This is a genomic window from Salipiger bermudensis (assembly GCF_017309175.1).
Lineage (GTDB): Bacteria > Pseudomonadota > Alphaproteobacteria > Rhodobacterales > Rhodobacteraceae > Salipiger > Salipiger bermudensis.
The window spans coordinates 42,553-60,038 of the sequence record NZ_JAEKJV010000021.1 but is presented as its reverse complement, the minus strand read 5'-3'; the positions used below and the strand labels follow the sequence as shown (position 1 = coordinate 60,038).

Here is a 17,486-nt window from a genome sequence, read left to right as displayed (position 1 = left end):
GTCCCGCCATGTGTCTGCTGCATTGCCCTGGGGCGGGCGGCACAAAGAAACCCGTATACAAACGCCCGCATCTGCGTTAGATGAGCGCCTTCCTGACGCGATGCGCCCTTCTTGAGTCGGCCCGTTCCGCGTCCCACTTCCTCGCAGATCGGCCTCCCATGATTCAGACCCTTTCCGATGCGCTCGCAGAGCGTGGCTATGACACGTTGACCCCCGTTCAGGAGGCGGTCACCAACCCCGACCTTCAGACCTCCGACCTTCTGGTCTCGGCCCAGACCGGCTCCGGCAAGACCGTGGGCTTCGGCCTCGCCATCGCGCCGACCCTGCTCGACGAGGCGGGGATGCTGGGCGAGGCGAGCCTGCCGCTGGCGCTGATCGTGGCGCCCACGCGCGAGCTGGCCTTCCAGGTCAAGCGCGAGCTCGAGTGGCTTTATGCCAAGGCCGGGGCCCGCGTCGTCTCCTGCGTCGGTGGCATGGATATGCGCGACGAGCGCCGCGCGCTCGAGCGTGGCGCGCATATCGTCGTCGGTACTCCGGGGCGCCTGGTCGACCACATCCAGCGCGGCTCGTTCGACATGAGCGCGCTGCGCGCCATCGTGCTCGACGAGGCCGACGAGATGCTCGACCTCGGCTTCCGCGAGGATCTCGAGTTCATGCTGGGCGAGGCGCCGGAAGAGCGGCGCACGCTGCTGTTCTCGGCCACCGTGCCGCCGATGATCGCCACGCTGGCGCAGCACTACCAGCGCGACGCCGTGCGCGTGACCACGATCTCCGAGCGCAGCCAGCACGCCGACATCACCTATCAGGCGCTGCGCGTGGCACAGCATGATGCCGAGAACGCCATCATCAACATGCTGCGCTACCACGATGCGCAGAACGCCATCGTCTTCGCCAACACCCGCGCCACCGTGAACCGGCTGACAGCGCGCTTCAGCAACCGCGGCTTCGCGGTGGTCTGCCTCTCGGGCGAGCTCAGCCAGACCGAGCGCAGCCACGCTCTGCAGGCGATGCGGGACGGCCGCGCCAAGGTCTGCGTCGCCACCGACGTGGCCGCGCGTGGCATCGACCTGCCCAACCTCGAGCTGGTGATCCATGCCGAGCTGCCCTCGAACACCGAGGGCCTGCTGCACCGCTCCGGCCGCACAGGCCGCGCGGGGCGCAAGGGCATCTCGGCCCTCGTGGTGCCGCCGAAGCTCACCAAGAAGGCCGAGCGCCTGCTGAAATGGGCCAAGGTCACCGCGGAGTGGATCGAGGCGCCGAGCGCCGAGGAGATCCTGCGCCGCGACGAGGAGCGCCTGCTGGCCGATCCCACTTGGTCCGAGGAGATCACCGAGGACGAGGCCGGGTTCGCCGCGCGCCTGCTGGCCGAGCAGTCGCCCGAGACCGTGGCTGCCGCCTATCTGCGCCTCTACCGCGATCGCCACTCGGCGCCCGAGGAGCTCTCGGCACCGGATGCGCGCCCCGAGCGCCCCGAGCGCAAGGAGCGCGCGGCGTTCGGCCCGAGCCGGTGGGTTGCCCTGTCGGTCGGCCGCGATGACCGCGCCGAGGCGCGCTGGCTGCTGCCGCTGCTGTGCCGGGCTGGCGGGCTCGACAAGGATGCCATCGGCGCCATCCGGGTGCAGGACAGCGAAACCTTCGTGGAGCTCTCCGAGCCGGTGGTCGAGGGCTTCCTCGGCGGTCTCGGCGACGGCAGCACGCTCGAGGACGGTGTGACTGTACGCGCCGTCGAGGGCACGCCGGAATTCGCCAGCCGCCCGCCGCGCCGCGACGGCCCGCGCTCCGACGGTCCCCGCAATGACCGCCCGCGCAAGGACGGCCCGCGCAAGCCGCGCCCCGAGGGCGATGCGCCGGCGCGCAAGCGTCCCGATGGCGAGGCCTGGGGGGCCAAGGGCGGCTCTGCCAAGGGCGACAAGCCGAAGGGCAGCTTCAAGCGCGACGACCGTCCGAAGGGCGACAAGCCCAAGTTCGACAAGCCGCGCGGCGACAAGGCCTGGGGCGACAAGCCGCGTGGTGACCGTCCGAAGAGCGACAAGCCCTGGGGAGACAAGCCCCGCGGCGAGGGTGGCAAGGACTGGAAACCGAAGCGCGATGGCGAGGGCGGCGGCAAGCCCTTCAAGTCCAAGCGCCCTGGCGAGGGCCGTGACGGCCCGTCCAAGGGCTTCGGCGGCAAGCCGGGCGGGCGTCCGGCGCGTCCGGCGGCGCAGGGTGACAAGCCCAAGCGTCCGGCCAATGCCGCCGACACCTCGCAGCGCTTCGACCCGACCGGCCGCGCCTCCAAGGGCGCGCGCCCGGGAAAGCCGCGCCAGGGCGGCATGCAGCCGCCGAAGCGCGGCAAATCCTGACGCGCCAGGCGTGACGAATTGAAAGGGCCCCGTCCGGCTGGACGGGGCCCTTTGTCATTTCAGCATGTCAGGCTGGCTCAGGGCAGAAGGTGCAACCACACCCAGCTGGTGAAGAGACACAGGCCGGTGGCCAGCAGCACCGAGGACGCGGCGACGCGCTTGGCCCGGCCATACATGTTGGCAAAGACATAGGCGTTCACCCCTGGTGCCATCGCCCCGGTCATCACCGCCGAGCGCAGCGAGTCGGTCGAGAGGCCGAAGCCGTGGCCGAGCGCGAAGGTGATCGCCGGGTGCAGCGCCAGAGAGATCGCGCAGACATAGAGGATGGTCCGCAGGTCGCCCTCGGGGCGGTAGCGGAACAGCACGCCGCCGAGCGCGAAGAGCGCCGCCGGCAGGGCGGTGCGGGTGATCATGTCGAGCGCCTGCATCACCGGGGCGGGCAGGGTGACGTTGCCGAGGTTGAAGGCGACGCCGATCATGATGCCGATCACCAGCCCGTTGCGGAACATGGCGCGGCCGACGGTCAGCGGCAGATGGCGCAGTTCCGTTCCGCGGGCGCGGGCGATCTCCATCGCGGTGATGCCGAGCGCGTAGCAGAACGGCGAATGCATGGCGATGATGGCGTAATTGCCCGAGAGCGCATCCGGCCCGTAGGCGCGCTCGGTGATCGGCAGGCCGAGCAGCAGCGAGTTGGAGAACAGGCAGGCAAAGCCGATGGCGACGGAATCTTCCCAGTCGCGTCCAAAGATGTAGCGCGCCCCGAGCAGACCGGCGACGAAGCCGCTGGCGGCGCCGAGATAGAAGGAGATCAGGATCGGCGGGGAAAAGTTCGTCCCGAGGTCGAGCTGCCAGATCGCGGTGAAGAGCAGGCAGGGAATGGCGATGGTCTGGGTGAAGCCCATCAGCCCGTCGACCGCATTGTCGGGCAGGAGACCGCGCCAGCTGGCGAGGTAGCCGGCGCCGATGACCAGGAAGACCGGCAGAATGATGTCGAAAAGAGCTTGCATGTCAGTCTCTTGCGAAGAGGTTTTGCGCCGCGCTGCGCGCGTCGCCGGGGGCGCGCCGGTTTGGCGCTGCGCCCGGGTCCCGGCGGCGGGAGGGCCGGTCGGGGCGGAGTTGAGTATTTGCGACGTAGAGAAGATCTTGGCGCGACGTGAGGCGGCGAGGGTGGCGTGCTTGTCGGGACGCGCTGGTGTCCCGGCGGCGGGAGGGCCGGAGAGGGCGGATGTGAGTATTTGGGACGTAGAGAAGATCAGGACGCGGCGCGGGGAGGCGAGGGCAGCGCGGTTTGTGAGCGTGGGTGAGCGCGCTCCTGATCCGGTGGCGAGGTTTGCTGAGACGGGTCTTGTGAGGCTGCGGGCTTCGCGCGTGGTCGGCCTTAGAGCGCATAGCGCAGGACCATGCCGTCATAGGCCGGGCGGATGTGATCCGGGGTCTCGGCGGCGACGATGTCGTGGTCGAGATCGATATGCATGTTGGTGAGCACAGCCTCTTTCGGCTGCGCCTTTGCGATCCATTCCAGCGCGAGGTCAAGATGCGCGTGGGTCGGGTGCGGGGTGCGGCGCAGCGCGTCGAGGATCCAGCAGTCGAGCCCCTGAAGATGCGCCCAGCTGGCCTCGGGGATGCGGATCACGTCGGGCAGGTAGGCGACGTCGGCGATGCGGAAGCCGAGCGCGTCGATACTGCCGTGGTCGACCTCGAAGGGCGTGAGCGTGATCGGGCCGCCGGCGCCTTCGATGGTGAACGGCCCGTCGCCGATCGTGTGCATCTCGAGGATCGGCGGGTAGGGGCTGCCTTCGGGCTGCACGAAGGCGTAGCCAAACCGCGCGAAGAGCGCGTTCTGGGTGTCGCCATCGGCCCAGACTGGCAGCCGGTCGCGCCGGTTGAAGACGATCTGGCGCAGGTCGTCGAGCCCGTGCGTGTGATCGGCATGGCTGTGGGTCCAGGCCACCGCGTCGAGATGGCCGATGCCGGCGTCGAGCAGCTGCTGGCGCATGTCTGGCGTGGTGTCGATCAGCACCCGCGTGGTGCCTTGGGCACCGTCGCGCTCGACCAGCATCGAGCAGCGCCGCCGTGTGTTGCGAGGGTTGGCCGGGTCGCACTCGCCCCAGTGGCCGCCAAGGCGCGGCACGCCGCCCGAGGAGCCGCAGCCGAGAATGGTGAAACGCAACTCGCTCATGCGGTCTCCGGGGCCCAGGCAGCGGCCTTGGCGAAGAGGCGCTCGAAGTTCGCTTCGGTGGCGCGGGCGAAGTCGTCGTAAGACAGGCCGAAAGCCTCGGCGCCGACCTTGGCGGTGTGCACGGTGTAGCCGGGCTCGTTGCGCTTGCCGCGATAGGGCGGCGGCGCGAGATAGGGACTGTCGGTCTCCACGAGGATGCGCTCGAGCGGGGCGCTCGCGAAGATCTCGCGCAGCTCTTTCGACTTCGGAAACGCCGCGATGCCGGACATCGACAGGTAGAAGCCGCAATCGAGCGCCGCCTTGGCGAGCTCCGGAGAAGAGGAAAAGCAGTGCATCACGCAAGAATAGGGTTTGGCGCGGTAGGCCTCGGAGAGGATTTGCGCCATGTCATCGTCGGCGGCGCGCGCGTGGATGATCAGCGGCAGGCCGGTTTCCTGCGCCGCCTCGATATGAATGCACAGCGAGGTCTTCTGAACCTCGGCGCTCTCGGCGGTGTAGTGATAGTCGAGCCCGGTCTCGCCGATGCCGACGAATTTCGGGTGCTGCGAGAGCGCGACCAGTTCGTCCACGGACGCCAGCGGCTCTTCGGCGGCGCTCATCGGGTGGGTGCCGGCGGCGTAGAACACCGGGTCGTTGGCCTCGGCGATGGCGCGCACCTGCGGCTCGTTGCGCAGGCGGGTGCAGATCGTCACCATGCGGTGCACTCCGGCGTCGACGGCGCGGGCGATGACGTCCGGGCGCTCGGCGTCGAAATCCGGGAAGTCGAGGTGACAGTGGCTGTCGGTGATCAGGGGAGTGGTCATGGTCATGTCCTTTGCGCCGGTTGTGGGGGATGGCGCCGGCAGGGTCAAGCGGATGCGGCTGGCACGCTGGCGCTGCGGGGCGGGGCGCTCACGCGGCGGGCAGGCGGCTCAGCCCAGCACGTCGAGCGCCTGTAGCAGCGGGCCGTCCGCGGTGTCCAGCATGTTGCCGCGCAGGTGGAAGACCTCGGCCAGCCGGGCCTCGCTCAGCACCTCGAGCGGCGGGCCGTCGGCGGCGGTGCGGCCGCGATCGAGCAGGATGAGCCGGGTACAATGGCGCGCCGCCAGTGTCAGGTCGTGCAACGAGACGAGCACCGCGTGGCCCTCCTTTGCCAAGTCCTGAAAGACCCGCAGCGTGGCGATCTGCGCCGCCGGGTCGAGCCCGGCGATGGGCTCGTCGGCCATCAGCAGCGGCGCCTCCTGCGCCAGTGCGCGGGCGATCAGCACGCGGGCCTGCTCGCCGCCCGAGAGCTCGGTGGCGCGGCGCTGTGCGAAGGCGGTGAGGCCCATGCGGTCAAGGGCGCGCAGGACGGCTTCGGCGCGCAGGTCTCCGGCGCGGCTGTCATGCGGCAGGCGGCCAAGCGCCACCAGCGTCTCGACGGCTACCGGCCAGGCGATTTCGCGTGCCTGCGGCAGCCAGGCGGCGGCACGGGCGCGGTCGCGGGCGGGCAGGTCGGTGAGCGAGGAGCGGCCCTCGTGCTTCATCAGGCCGAGGGCGGCGCGCATCAAGGTGGTCTTGCCGGCGCCGTTGGGGCCGATCAGCCCGACGCATTCACCGGGCGCGATCTCCAGGCTGACGCTGTCGACAACCGGGCAGGGGCCGCGCTTGACCGTCAGCGCCTCGAGCGACAGCAGGCTCATCCGCCCCTCCGCGTCTTGTAGATCAGGTGCAGGAACAGCGGCGCGCCGATCAGCGCCATGACCACGCCGAGCTTGAGATCGCGCTCGGGCAGCACCAGACGGACGGCGATGTCGGCGGCGAGCAGCATCGCCGCGCCGCCAAGCGCCGAGGCCCAGAGCAGCCGCGAGGGACGTGCGCCGCAGAGCGGACGCAGCAGGTGCGGCACAACGAGGCCGACGAAGCCCACCGCACCGGCCACTGCCGTCGCGGCGCCTACGGCGGCGGCGGTGCCGAACAGCAGCTTCAGGCGCAGTGCTGTCATCGACACGCCAAGCGCCTGCGCCCCGTCCTCGCCCAGCGTCAGCGCGTCGAGCCCACGGCCCAGCGTCAGCAGCACCGCGGCCCCGATCGCCACCAACGGCGCGGCGAGCGCGAGGTGGGTGAGCGAGCGGTCGGCGACCGAGCCCATCATCCAGAACACGATCTCGAAGGTGGCATAGGGGTTCGACGACAGGTTCAGCGCCAGCGAGGTCAGCGCGCCCGCCAGCGCCGAGACCGCGATGCCCGCGAGGATCAGCGTCAGCGAGCCGCCGCGCGGGCCGGCGAGCAGCAGGATCAGCGCCACCGCGCCAAGTGCGAAGACCAGCGCCATCAGCGGCAGGGCGAGCGCGAAGGCCGCCGACAGGCCGGTCTGCAATGCGAGCACCGCGCCGAGCGCCGCAGAGCCAGAGACGCCGATCAGCCCTGGTTCGGCCAGCGGGTTGCGCAGGTAGCCCTGCATCGCGGCGCCCGAGAGCCCGAGAGCGGCACCCACCAGCGCGGCGAGTGCGGTGCGCGGCAGGCGGATCTCCTGCATCACCATGACATGCAGCGGATCGCCATTGCCCAGAACGCCGCCGAGCACGGCGGAGAGCGGCAGCGGCGCATATCCCAGCGACAGCGAGGCGAGCAGCAGAGCCAGCACGAGGGTCGAGAGCGCGAGGGCCAGTTTCATCGGGTGGCCTCCCAGTCGCGGCGCAGGTTGCGCATCGCTTCGACCGCATCAAGAACAAAGGGCGTGCCACAGATCCAGTTCTGCCCGTCGGGGATCTCGTGCAGGGTGCCGGTGGACCGCAGCACCGGGTGCTGCAGCAGCGCTGTGGCCTGCGCCGGGCTGTCATAGGGCTGGCCCACGAGGATCATGTCGGGCTGCGCGAGCACCAGTTCCTCGAGCGGCAGCCGGCCGCCATAGGGCAGGCCGCGCGCCTCGGAGATGTTCGCCATCCCGGCAGCGGCAAGGATCTCGCCGGTGAGCGACTGGACCCCGGCGGTCTCGTTGAAGGGCAGGTAGTAGGCCACGACCGGGCGTGTCTCGGGGGCATCGCTCAGCTCGGCGAGGCGGGCGTCGAAGTTTGAGAGCAGGGCGTCGGCCTCGGTCTCGCGCCCGAGCAGGGTGCCCATGCGCAGGATGTTGTCGCGCACATCCTCGAGGGAGTTGGCTGGGTTGAAGCGTTCGACGCGGTAGCCGAGCTGGTCGAGCATGTCGGTGGCGGCGCGGGCGGTGAAGTTGCCGGCGAGCACGAGATCGGGCTCGAGCAGGGCGATCTCCTCGGCATGGGCGTGATTGGCGGGCAGGGCACCGGCCTCGCGCGCCATCGCCGAACTGCGCGGGTCATGCGCGAGCGGCGAGACCGAGATCAGCTGGCCGGGCGCCGCGAGCAGCAGCGCGAGCTGGTCGGTGCAGACGTTGAGAGAGACGACGCGGGCCGGGCCCGCGTCGTCGGCCGCCGCCGCGCCTGCCATGAGGAGCAGGGCGGCGGCGAGCGTGGTGGGCCTAGAAGCGCGCACGGATCCCCGCGTAGTAGGCGCGGCCCGTGGTCTGGTAGTCCGGCACGATCTGGTAATCCTCGTCAAAGAGGTTCTCGATGCGGACGTAGCCCTCGAAGCCGTTGCCGAAATCGTAGCTCGCCTGCGCGTTGACCACGGTGTGATCGTCGCTTTCGTCCTGAACCGTCACGCCCCAGGTTTCGGCATAGTCGGCCTTGTGCACAACGCTGAGGCCTGCGCGCAGCTGGTCGGTGATGTCGGCATCGAGGCGCATGGCGAGATCGTAGCGCGGCACGCGTGCCAGCGGATCATCGTTGTCGTCGCGCGCATCGGTGTAGGTGTAGCTGCCCGAGAGCGTGAAGCGGTCGCCGAGCGGCACGCTCCCGGCAAGCTCGAGGCCCTTCGACACGGAGGTGCCGGAGACCTGGGCGTAGCCTGTCCCCTCGTATTGGATCAGGTCGTCGATCTCGGTGTAGAACCAGGTCGCGCCCAGCGTGGCGCCATTGGCAAAGGCATAGTCCGCGCCGATCTCGCCACCACGGCTGGTTTCCGGCTCGAGGCCGTCATTGCCGTAGGACGGGCTGTAGAGCTCGTAGAGCGACGGGGCGCGATAGCCCTTGGCGAGGGCGCCGCGCAGGGTCAGCGCCTCGGTGGCGCGCCAGGACACGGTTGCGCGACCGCTCCATTCGCCGCCGAACTCGGAGTGATCGTCGTGGCGCACGGTGACCACGGCATCGACATCCGGCGTGAAGGCCCAGGCAAGCTCGGCATAGGCGCCGGTGTTGTCGATCGACTCGCTGTTTTCCGCGGTGCCGACGCGCGAGAAGAAGGCATCATAGACCGGAGCGCTGAAATCGGCCTCTTCGAGGCTGTGTTCGGCGCCGAAGCTCAGGCTGCGGCCGGCGGCGAATTCCCATGTGCCGCTATAGGTCCACTTGTCGCGGGTCGAGCCGAAGCTGTCACTCCAGCCGGCGGCGTCGGTATCACGGTCGATCTGGTAGCGCGAGTAGGCCAGCTCGTGCGCCACGGCACCGGTCTGCAGCTGGGCATAGGCGCGCAGGCCATAGCTCTCGGTGTCGGTCGTGCCGCTCTCGGGGGCGGTCCAGTCGTTGGAGTCGTAGTCGCCCTCGGCGTCGAAGCGGAAGCCCGAAAGGCCGACGCGCAGATCCGGTGTCGCCTGGAAATAGCTGTCGAAGGCCAGCTGGGTCGCCGCAAAACCGTCATCCTCGTCGTAGCCGTCGGCCTCGACCGCCGAGAACCCGTCGGTCACGAAGCGCGTGGCGCTGAACGCGACACCGGCACGCTCGGTCGCGGCGCCATAGCTGAGGGCCGCGCTCTTGGTGTTGTAGGTGCCGGCCTCGGCGCCCACCTTCGTGGTCTGGCCGGGCTCTTCCGGCGCACGCGCGAGGTCGATCGCGACGATCCCCGCGACCGCATCGGCACCGTAGAGCGCCGACTGAGCACCTTTGAGCACCTCGACGCGGCTCACGCCGCCGGGAAGGATGTTGCCGAAGTTGAAGCTGCTCTGCGTCGACGAACTGTCGGTCACCTCGATGCCGTTGATATAGACCGGCGCATAATAGGAGGGCAGGCCGCGGATGCTGACGGCACTGCTGGTGCCGGGGCCGCCATTGGTAACGACGTTGACGCCGGGCAGCGTGTCGAGCGTATCGGCCAGCGTGGTCTCGGGGCTGTCGTCCAGATCGCGCTCGGTGAGGACCGACACCGAGGTGCCGGTGCGGCCGAGCTCGAACGGCGTGCTGTTGGCATAGAGCGTCAGCGTCGGGAGTTGGTAATACTCGGCATCCTGCGCGAGCAGGGGCGTGGTGCTCAGAGCGAGCACCGAGGCGGAGGTGAGGACATGCTTCATCCCTGTCCATCCTTTCCATGTCGGCCCTTCAGGCAGAAGGGCGGCTGTCGTGGTGTTCGCGGAAAGAGAGGACGGAGTCCGGATCCCGTGAACGGTGCGGATGTCACCACGAACGGAAAGACCGTACCCCGAAGCGCAGCCCCGCGCATGGGGAGGGTGATCACCTTGGCAGGTCTCCTGACTTGCGGGTCATCGCGCGACGCGGGCCTTCCCGGGCGTTTCGCCCAGTGGCATATGCCGGTCGCACTCACCGCTCACAGTTGCGGGGGCAGTCGCGGGTTTGCACCGCGTTCCCTATTCTCCGGACAAGGCCCGGAACCGAGGCCCGCTCCGCTTAATGCGGCGCGTCGCACCACACAAGTGCTTCCTTGGTGCCAGCCGCCGGGCGCGTGGATTCGGGGCCGCATGGGAATGGATGGCACCGCGCATGGGATTGCATGGAACTGATTTGGGAAATACTGCCCCCGCGTGGGTCAGAGCGCGCATCACGGCCGGATTTTCAGGTGATTCATCGGGTCTGGTGCGCCCGAATCTGGGTTTATCTCAGGACGCCTAAATTCTTGTGTTTAGCAACAAAACATTTTTGGGATTTTGCGGCCCGTGACATCTTCACGACAGCGTGACTATATATAGTTGTGTGCAGGTTCCCGCTTACCACATGTTTGTGAGATTTTGTCGAATAGGCCTCTACATGTTGTTTTCCACAGGGGGTGTGGACAAGAACTTGTGCCTTCTCCCGAAATTCCCCGTTGCCTCCCATGAATTCCCATGACATACCTTTAACCACGATGAGGGACGGGACAGAGGGCAAAAAACAAAGCCCCGGCAAACACCCACAATAATAAAAGAGCAGGTTCATACAGGCACCCGCCCTCATCGAAACACAGAGATCCGGCGCGCGAGCGAGCAGACATCCCCCCAGGTGGCGCGCGCAGCTGGACCAGCCCGCACAGCGGGTCAAGGCGGCGGGTTGATCGGTGGCAGCAGATCAACCCGCCGTATTTCGTTTCAAGGGGCGTGAGTAGGGACAGTGGGCCGCAGGCTGAGGTTCAGAGGCGAAAGTCGGCACAAGGTCGACAGCAAGGGCAGGGTGTCCATCCCGGCCTCTTTTCGCCGTGTGCTTGAAGCCGGTGATCCCGACTGGACCGAAGGTCTGAGCCCCAATTTCGTGATCGTCTACGGCGACCAGCGCCGCAAGTATCTCGAATGCTTCACCATCCAGGAAATCGAGGCCATCGAGGACCGCATCAGCAACATGAAGCGTGGCTCGCGCAAGCGGCGCCTGCTCGAGCGGCTGATCTCGGGCCAGTCGGTCACGTCGAGCGTTGACGACACAGGTCGGATCGTGATTCCTGTCAAGCTGCGCGACAAGATTGCGCTCGAGAACGAAGCGCAGTTCATCGGCACAGTCGACACCTTCCAGATCTGGGAGCCCGCGGCCTACGAGGCCGATCTCGAGGAGACCGAGGACGAACTGGCCGATTTTGACGGCGACCCGCTGGAACTGCTCGATGAAGACGATGAGGACGAGGAGATCTGAGATGGCACCTGCGGCGGATCAAGATAACGGCGCGCCGCATGTCCCGGTTCTCCTGCGGCCGCTTCTGAAGGCCGTGGCGCCGGTCAGCGGCACCTGGGTCGACGGCACCTTCGGGGCAGGGGGCTACGCCCGCGGTCTGCTCGAGGCCGGGGCCGACAAGGTGATCGGCATCGACCGCGATCCGCTGGCACACCAGATGGCGCAGGGCTGGATCGGCGACTATGGCGACCGGCTCGAGCTGGTCAAGGGCAATTTCGCCGACATGGACAAGGTCATCAGCGGCGCCGACGGGGTGGTGTTGGACCTTGGTGTGTCGTCGATGCAGCTCGATATCGCCGAACGCGGGTTCTCGTTCATGAAGGACGGTCCGCTCGACATGCGCATGGAGCAGTCGGGCGAGAGCGCCGCCGACCTGGTCAAGCGGCTCGACGAGACGGCGCTGGCCGACGTTCTCTATACCTATGGCGAAGAGCGCGCCTCGCGCCGCATCGCGCGGGCCATCGTGAAGGCCCGCGACCAGGAGCCGATCGAGACAACCGCGCGGCTGTCTTCGATCGTCGAGGCCTGCTTGCCGCGTCCGAAGCCCGGCCAGTCGCATCCGGCCACCCGCAGCTTCCAGGCGCTGCGCATCGCGGTGAACGACGAGTATGGCGCGCTCTGGCGCGGGCTGATGGCGGCCGAGCGGGCGCTGAAGCCCGGCGGCTGGCTCTGCGTCGTCACCTTCCATTCCGTCGAGGACCGCATGGTCAAGCGCTTCTTTCAGGCGCGCACCGGCCGCCTCGACACAGTCAGCCGCCACGCCCCGGTCACCGAGACCGAGGCGCCGCGCTTCGAACTCCTCACCCGCAAGGCCGTCGGCCCGGATGACGAGGAACTCGCCGCCAATCCGCGCGCCCGCTCGGCCCGGCTGCGGATCGGCAAACGCACCGACGCCGCGCCCGGCGAGATCGGCGCGGACAAGCTCAACATGCCTCAGCTCAAGGGGAAACGCTGATGCGGACGCTGCTCTACGTGACCACGTTCCTCGGCCTGATCGGCCTCGCCTTCTGGGCCTATCGCGAGAATTACGAGACCCAGGCAGCGCTCGACAATGTCGAGCGCCTGCACCGTGACATTGCCGACGCACGCGCGAGGCTGGCGATCCTCAAGGCGGAATGGGCCTATCTCAACCGCCCCGACCGGCTGCGGGACCTGGCCGAAATCAACTTCCCTCGGCTCGAGTTGCTGCCGATGCGGCCGGACCAGTTCGGCCGTGTCGATCAGGTCTCCTACCCGGTGACCCAGCCGCTGGTGGTGATGGAGCCGATCGACGTCTCGAGCGCGGGGGCAACGCAATGACCCGCACGCCGCTCCGCCCGCTCGCCCGCATTCTCGAGGCCCGCCAGAAGGGCGAGAACCCCGACGCCATCGAACGCGAGAACCTGCGAATCCGCCACGAGCAGATGCGCGACAAGGCGCGGGTCCGGGCCGAGGGCCGCCTGCTGGTGATGAGCGTGATGTTCCTCGTGGCCTTTGCCGTGGTCGGCGCCCGCATGGGCATGCTTGCCGCCTCCGAGCCGGCCGAGCCGCGCGCCCATGCCAGCGGCGCCTCGATCATCGCCAGCCGCGCCGACATCACCGACCGGCACGGCCGCATCCTCGCGACCAACATGGAGACCCACTCGCTCTACGCCCACCCGCAGCAGATGATCGAACCGCTGCGCGCCGCCAAGGAGCTGAAGGCGATCTTCCCGGATCTCGAAGAAGAGCGCCTGGTGAAGGATTTCACCGACCCCAAGCGCAAGTTCCTTTGGGTGAAGAAGAAGATCAGCCCCGAGCAGATGCAGGCCGTGCACGATATCGGCGAGCCGGGCCTGCTGTTCGGCCCGCGCGAGATGCGTCTCTACCCCAACGGCGCGCTGGCCTCGCACGTCATGGGCGGCGCCAGCTTCGGCCGCGAGGGCGTGGCCTCGGCAGAGGTGATCGGCACCGCCGGCATCGAGAAGTTCTTCGACGCCGAACTGCGCGACCCGGCTCGTGGCGGGGCACCGCTGGAGCTGTCCATCGACCTATCCGTGCAGGCCGCGAGCGAGCGCGTGCTCGACGCCGGGATGCGGCTGCTCAACGCCAAGGGCGCCGCTTCGGTGCTGATGGACGTCCATACCGGCGAGGTGATCTCGATCGCGTCGCTGCCGGATTTCGACCCCAACGACCGCCCGCGCCCGCCGACCTCGGGCAGCCCTTCGGACAGCCCGCTGTTCAACCGCGCTGTGCAGGGGGTCTACGAGCTGGGGTCGACCTTCAAGATCTTCGCGGCGGCACAGGCGATGGAGCTGGGCCTCGTGCGGCCCGACACCATCATCGACACCCGCCCGCCGTTCAAGGTCGGCGGCCACCGCATCGGCGAGTTCGAGGGCCACAACTACGGCGAGATCCCGGTCGAGGAGATCATCATCAAGTCCTCGAACCGCGGCACCGGCAAGATGGCGCTGGCCATCGGCATCGACCGCCAGCAGGACTTCCTCAAGAAGCTGGGCTTCTTCGAGCCGACACCGCTCGAGATCGTCGAGGCGGCGGGCGGCAAGCCGCTGCTGCCGGCGCGCTGGACCGATCTGTCCTCGGTGACGATCTCCTATGGCCACGGCCTGTCGTCCTCGCCGCTGCACCTCGCGGCGGCCTATTCGGCCATCGCCAATGGCGGCACGCTGGTGAAGCCCACGCTGCTCAAGCAGCAGGGCGCACAGTTCGGCGACCGGGTGATGTCGCCGCAGGTGGCGGCGGCCTCGCGCGACATGCTGCGCAAGGTGGTGAGCACCGGCACGGCGAGCTTCGGCGAGGTGCCGGGCTATCACGTGGGCGGCAAGACCGGCACCGCCGACAAGCCGCGCGAGCAGGGCGGCGGCTATTACAAGGACAAGGTCATCGCCACCTTCGCCGCGATGTTCCCGGCGCATGATCCGAAATACGTGCTCATCGTGACGCTGGACGAGCCGGTGGAAACCTCGGGCTCGAAGCCGCGCCGCACCGCCGGCTGGACCGCCGTTCCGGTGGCCGCCGAGATGATCGGCAGGATCGCGCCGCTTCTGGGCTTGCGTCCGGATTACGATATGGGAGAAGTGGCAGAGGTCACGCTGGTCCGGCAGTGACGCCGCCACGGGCTCCCGCCGGATCCGGACCTCTCTCAACCACCAAACGCTTCGGGGGCAGATATGAGCGGTGAGGAAAAGAGCCTGTCGGATCTCGGCCTGACGGCCCGCGGCGGCCGCGACGCCCGGGTCACGGGCATTTCGGTCGACAGCCGCGCGGTGATGCCGGGCCATCTCTTTGCGGCGATGCCGGGCACCAAGGTGCATGGCGCAACCTTCATCGACACTGCGCTGGCGCAGGGCGCCGTGGCGGTGCTGACCGATGCCGAGGGGGCGCGCCTCGCAGAGGCGGCACTGGCCGAGAGCGACGTGGCGCTGGTGATCGCCGCCGAGCCGCGCGCGGCGTTGGCCTATGCCTGCGCGCTGTTCTTCGGCGCGCAGCCGGCGACGATGGTCGCGGTGACGGGCACCAACGGCAAGACCAGCGTGGCGAGCTTCGTGCGCCGGCTCTGGCAGGAGCTGGGCTACCGCGCGGTCAATCTCGGCACCACCGGGGTCGAGGGCGATTGGCAGGCGCCGCTGCGCCACACCACGCCCGAGCCGATCACCCTGCACAAGGCACTGGCCGAGGCCGCGAGCGCCGGCGTCGAGCACGCCGCGATGGAGGCCTCTTCGCACGGGCTCGACCAGCGCCGGCTCGACGGCGTGCAGCTGGTTGCGGCGGGCTTTACCAACTTCACCCAGGACCACCTCGACTATCATGCGGACTTCGAAGAGTACTTTGCCGCGAAGGCCGGTCTTTTCGCCCGCGTGTTGTCCGAAGAGGGCACCGCGGTGGTCAATATCGACGATGCCCGCGGCATCGACATGCTCGCCATCGCCCGCGCCCGCGGGCAGGAGGTGCTGACCGTGGGCGAGAGCGAAGGCGCCGACCTGCGCCTGCTGGGCCAGCGCTTCGATGCCACCGGGCAGGAGCTGCGCCTGAGCTGGCATGGCGTGGTCGAGCAGCTCCGCCTCAACCTCATCGGCGGCTTCCAGGGTCAGAACGCGCTGGTCGCGGCGGGCCTCGTGATCGCTTGCGGCGCCGAGGCCGAGGACGTGTTCCGCGCGCTGCCCCGGCTCGAGACCGTGCATGGCCGGATGCAGCTTGCCGCCACCCGCGACAGCGGCGCGGCGGTCTATGTCGATTACGCCCACACGCCCGATGCGGTGGCCACCGCCATCAAGGCGCTGCGCCCGCATGTCATGGGCCGGCTGATCGCCATCGTCGGCGCCGGCGGCGACCGTGACGCCGGCAAGCGCCCGCTGATGGGCCGCGCCGCCGCCGAGAACGCCGATCTCGTCATCGTCACCGACGACAACCCGCGCTCCGAGGATCCGGCGGCGATCCGCGCGCAGGTGCTCGAGGGGGCGCCCGAGGCCACCGAGGTGGGCGACCGCGCCGAGGCGATCCTGCGGGGCGTCGATCTGTTGCAGCCGGGCGACGCGCTGCTGGTCTGCGGCAAGGGCCACGAGACCGGGCAGATCGTCGGCGACACGGTCTATCCCTTCGACGATGTCGAACAGGCCAGCGTGGCCGTGGCGGCGCTGGACGGGAGGGGCCTGTGACACTCTGGACGGCCAAGGACGCGGCTGCCGCCACCGGCGGGCAGGTCGCGGGCGACTGGGAGGCCAACGGCGTCTCCATCGACACCCGCACGATCGCCAAGGGCGATCTCTTCGTGGCGCTGAAGGCGGCGCGGGACGGGCATGATTTCGTGGCGCAGGCGCTGGATAACGGTGCCAGCGCCGCGCTGGTCAGCCGCATCCCGGAGGGCGTGGACCCGGCGAATCTGCTGATCGTGGATGACGTGCAGACCGGGCTCGAGGCGCTGGGCCGCGCCGCGCGGGCGCGCACGCGGGCCAGGGTCGTGGCGGTCACCGGCTCGGTCGGCAAGACCTCGACCAAGGAAATGCTGCGCGTGGTGCTCGGCGCGCAGGGCCGCGTCCACGCCGCCGAGAAGAGCTACAACAACCACTGGGGCGTGCCGCTGACACTGGCGCGGATGCCCGAGGACGTGGATTTCGCGGTCATCGAGATCGGCATGAATCACCCCGGCGAAATCGCCCCCCTGTCGCGCATGGCGCGCCCTGATGTGGCGATGATCACGATCGTGGCGCCAGCGCACCTTGCCGCGTTCGAGAGCCTCGAGGGCATCGCGCGCGAGAAGGCGGCGATCTTCGAGGGGCTGGAGCCCGGCGGCACGGCGGTGGTGAACGGCGATCTGCCAGTCTCGCCGCTGCTGGTGGCGGCCGGGGAGGCGAGAGCCGCGCATGTGCTCACCTTCGGCGAGGCCGAGGGCAACCATCACCGTGTCACCCATGTCGATATCGGCGACAGCACCACGGTGGTGCAGGGCCGGGCCTGGCGCTCGCCGGTGCTGTTCAAGGTCTCCGTGCCGGGGCGGCATTTCGCGGTCAACGGCATGGGCGTGCTGGCTGTGGCGCATGCGCTAGGGCTAGACCGGGCTCTGGCGGTCACCGCGCTGGGGCAGTGGACCGCTGGCGCCGGGCGCGGCCAGCGCGAGACCATTCTGCTCGACCCGGTGGAGACGCATCTCTCTCTCGAGCTGATCGACGACGCCTACAACGCCAACCCGGCCTCGCTCGCCGCCTCGCTCGAGGTGCTGGCGGGCGCGAAGACCCGAGACGGGGTGGGGCGCGTCTCGCATGGGCGGCGCATCGCCTATCTCGGGGACATGAAAGAGCTCGGCGCCACCGAGGCGGCATTGCACCGCGCGGTGGCGGATCTGCCGGCCATGGAACGGATCGATCTCGTGCATTGCGTTGGTCCGCTGATGCGCACCCTGTGGCAGGCGCTGCCGCAGCACAAGCGCGGCCACTGGACCGAGACCGCCGACGGCATGGCGGCGCGGGTGCGGCATGATATGGATGCGGGCGATGTCGTGCTGGTGAAGGGCTCGCTCTCCACCGGGCTCGGGCGCGTGGTTGACGCGATCCGGCGCATGGGCGTATCCCCCGCGGGCGGCAACGGGTAACGAGG

Annotated in this window: 14 protein-coding genes and 1 riboswitch; of the genes, 7 read left to right on the top strand and 7 right to left on the bottom strand. The window is 68.9% G+C overall.

Going from position 1 to position 17,486, the window contains the following annotated elements; translation table 11 throughout:
• The first annotated feature begins 158 nt into the window (after nucleotides 1–158).
• A complete protein-coding gene (locus JF542_RS21600) occupies nucleotides 159–2,342 on the top strand; it encodes a DEAD/DEAH box helicase (RefSeq protein ID WP_207077372.1) in 2,184 nt (727 codons plus the stop codon).
• A gap of 77 nt (nucleotides 2,343–2,419) precedes the next feature.
• Here the strand turns inward: JF542_RS21600 and JF542_RS21595 are convergent, their stop codons facing one another.
• From JF542_RS21595 to JF542_RS21565, 7 genes are all read right to left on the bottom strand, one after another.
• The gene (locus JF542_RS21595) at nucleotides 2,420–3,349 is read right to left on the bottom strand and encodes an AEC family transporter (protein WP_007799144.1); all 930 of its coding nucleotides are present in this window, start codon (nucleotides 3,347–3,349) and stop codon (nucleotides 2,420–2,422) included.
• 371 nt (nucleotides 3,350–3,720) lie between these two features.
• Entirely contained in the window at nucleotides 3,721–4,521 is an 801-nt protein-coding gene (locus JF542_RS21590; protein WP_007799145.1) for an MBL fold metallo-hydrolase, read from the bottom strand.
• Nucleotides 4,518–5,324: a TatD family hydrolase gene (locus tag JF542_RS21585; RefSeq protein WP_207077371.1), complete on the bottom strand. Its 807-nt coding sequence runs from the start codon at nucleotides 5,322–5,324 to the stop codon at nucleotides 4,518–4,520. The genes JF542_RS21590 and JF542_RS21585 overlap by 4 nt, the downstream gene beginning before the upstream one ends.
• Before the next feature lie 108 nt (nucleotides 5,325–5,432).
• Complete coding sequence (locus tag JF542_RS21580; RefSeq protein WP_207077370.1) at nucleotides 5,433–6,182, bottom strand: ABC transporter ATP-binding protein; 750 nt, start codon at nucleotides 6,180–6,182, stop codon at nucleotides 5,433–5,435.
• On the bottom strand, nucleotides 6,179–7,156 hold the full coding sequence (locus JF542_RS21575) for a FecCD family ABC transporter permease (RefSeq protein WP_207077369.1): 978 nt from the start codon (nucleotides 7,154–7,156) through the stop codon (nucleotides 6,179–6,181). Before JF542_RS21575 ends, JF542_RS21580 begins: the two co-directional genes overlap by 4 nt.
• Entirely contained in the window at nucleotides 7,153–7,989 is an 837-nt protein-coding gene (locus tag JF542_RS21570) for an ABC transporter substrate-binding protein (protein WP_340689175.1), read from the bottom strand. The genes JF542_RS21575 and JF542_RS21570 overlap by 4 nt, the downstream gene beginning before the upstream one ends.
• Nucleotides 7,976–9,838 (bottom strand): TonB-dependent receptor plug domain-containing protein, encoded by a 1,863-nt coding sequence (locus tag JF542_RS21565; protein ID WP_207077368.1) that lies wholly within the window; start codon nucleotides 9,836–9,838, stop codon nucleotides 7,976–7,978. Before JF542_RS21565 ends, JF542_RS21570 begins: the two co-directional genes overlap by 14 nt.
• A gap of 150 nt (nucleotides 9,839–9,988) precedes the next feature.
• Nucleotides 9,989–10,176, bottom strand: a riboswitch (cobalamin riboswitch).
• Between the two features lie 692 nt (nucleotides 10,177–10,868).
• On the opposite strand from JF542_RS21565, the gene mraZ reads away from it, so the two are divergent.
• The 6 genes from mraZ (at nucleotide 10,869) to JF542_RS21535 (ending at nucleotide 17,481) form a co-directional block, all read left to right on the top strand.
• Nucleotides 10,869–11,378, top strand: coding sequence for a division/cell wall cluster transcriptional repressor MraZ (mraZ, locus tag JF542_RS21560; RefSeq protein ID WP_083793931.1), 510 nt, complete (start codon nucleotides 10,869–10,871; stop codon nucleotides 11,376–11,378).
• A 1-nt stretch (nucleotide 11,379) separates the two neighbouring features.
• Nucleotides 11,380–12,372, top strand: coding sequence for a 16S rRNA (cytosine(1402)-N(4))-methyltransferase RsmH (rsmH, locus tag JF542_RS21555; protein ID WP_207077367.1), 993 nt, complete (start codon nucleotides 11,380–11,382; stop codon nucleotides 12,370–12,372).
• Nucleotides 12,372–12,716, top strand: coding sequence for a cell division protein FtsL (ftsL, locus tag JF542_RS21550; RefSeq protein ID WP_207077366.1), 345 nt, complete (start codon nucleotides 12,372–12,374; stop codon nucleotides 12,714–12,716). The genes rsmH and ftsL overlap by 1 nt, the downstream gene beginning before the upstream one ends.
• Complete coding sequence (locus JF542_RS21545) at nucleotides 12,713–14,503, top strand: peptidoglycan D,D-transpeptidase FtsI family protein (RefSeq protein ID WP_207077365.1); 1,791 nt, start codon at nucleotides 12,713–12,715, stop codon at nucleotides 14,501–14,503. The genes ftsL and JF542_RS21545 overlap by 4 nt, the downstream gene beginning before the upstream one ends.
• Nucleotides 14,504–14,566: 63 nt before the next feature.
• Nucleotides 14,567–16,051 (top strand): UDP-N-acetylmuramoyl-L-alanyl-D-glutamate--2,6-diaminopimelate ligase, encoded by a 1,485-nt coding sequence (locus tag JF542_RS21540; RefSeq protein ID WP_207077364.1) that lies wholly within the window; start codon nucleotides 14,567–14,569, stop codon nucleotides 16,049–16,051.
• Nucleotides 16,048–17,481, top strand: a complete 1,434-nt coding sequence (locus tag JF542_RS21535) for a UDP-N-acetylmuramoyl-tripeptide--D-alanyl-D-alanine ligase (RefSeq protein WP_207077363.1) — start codon at nucleotides 16,048–16,050, stop codon at nucleotides 17,479–17,481. Before JF542_RS21540 ends, JF542_RS21535 begins: the two co-directional genes overlap by 4 nt.
• Nucleotides 17,482–17,486: the final 5 nt, after the last annotated feature.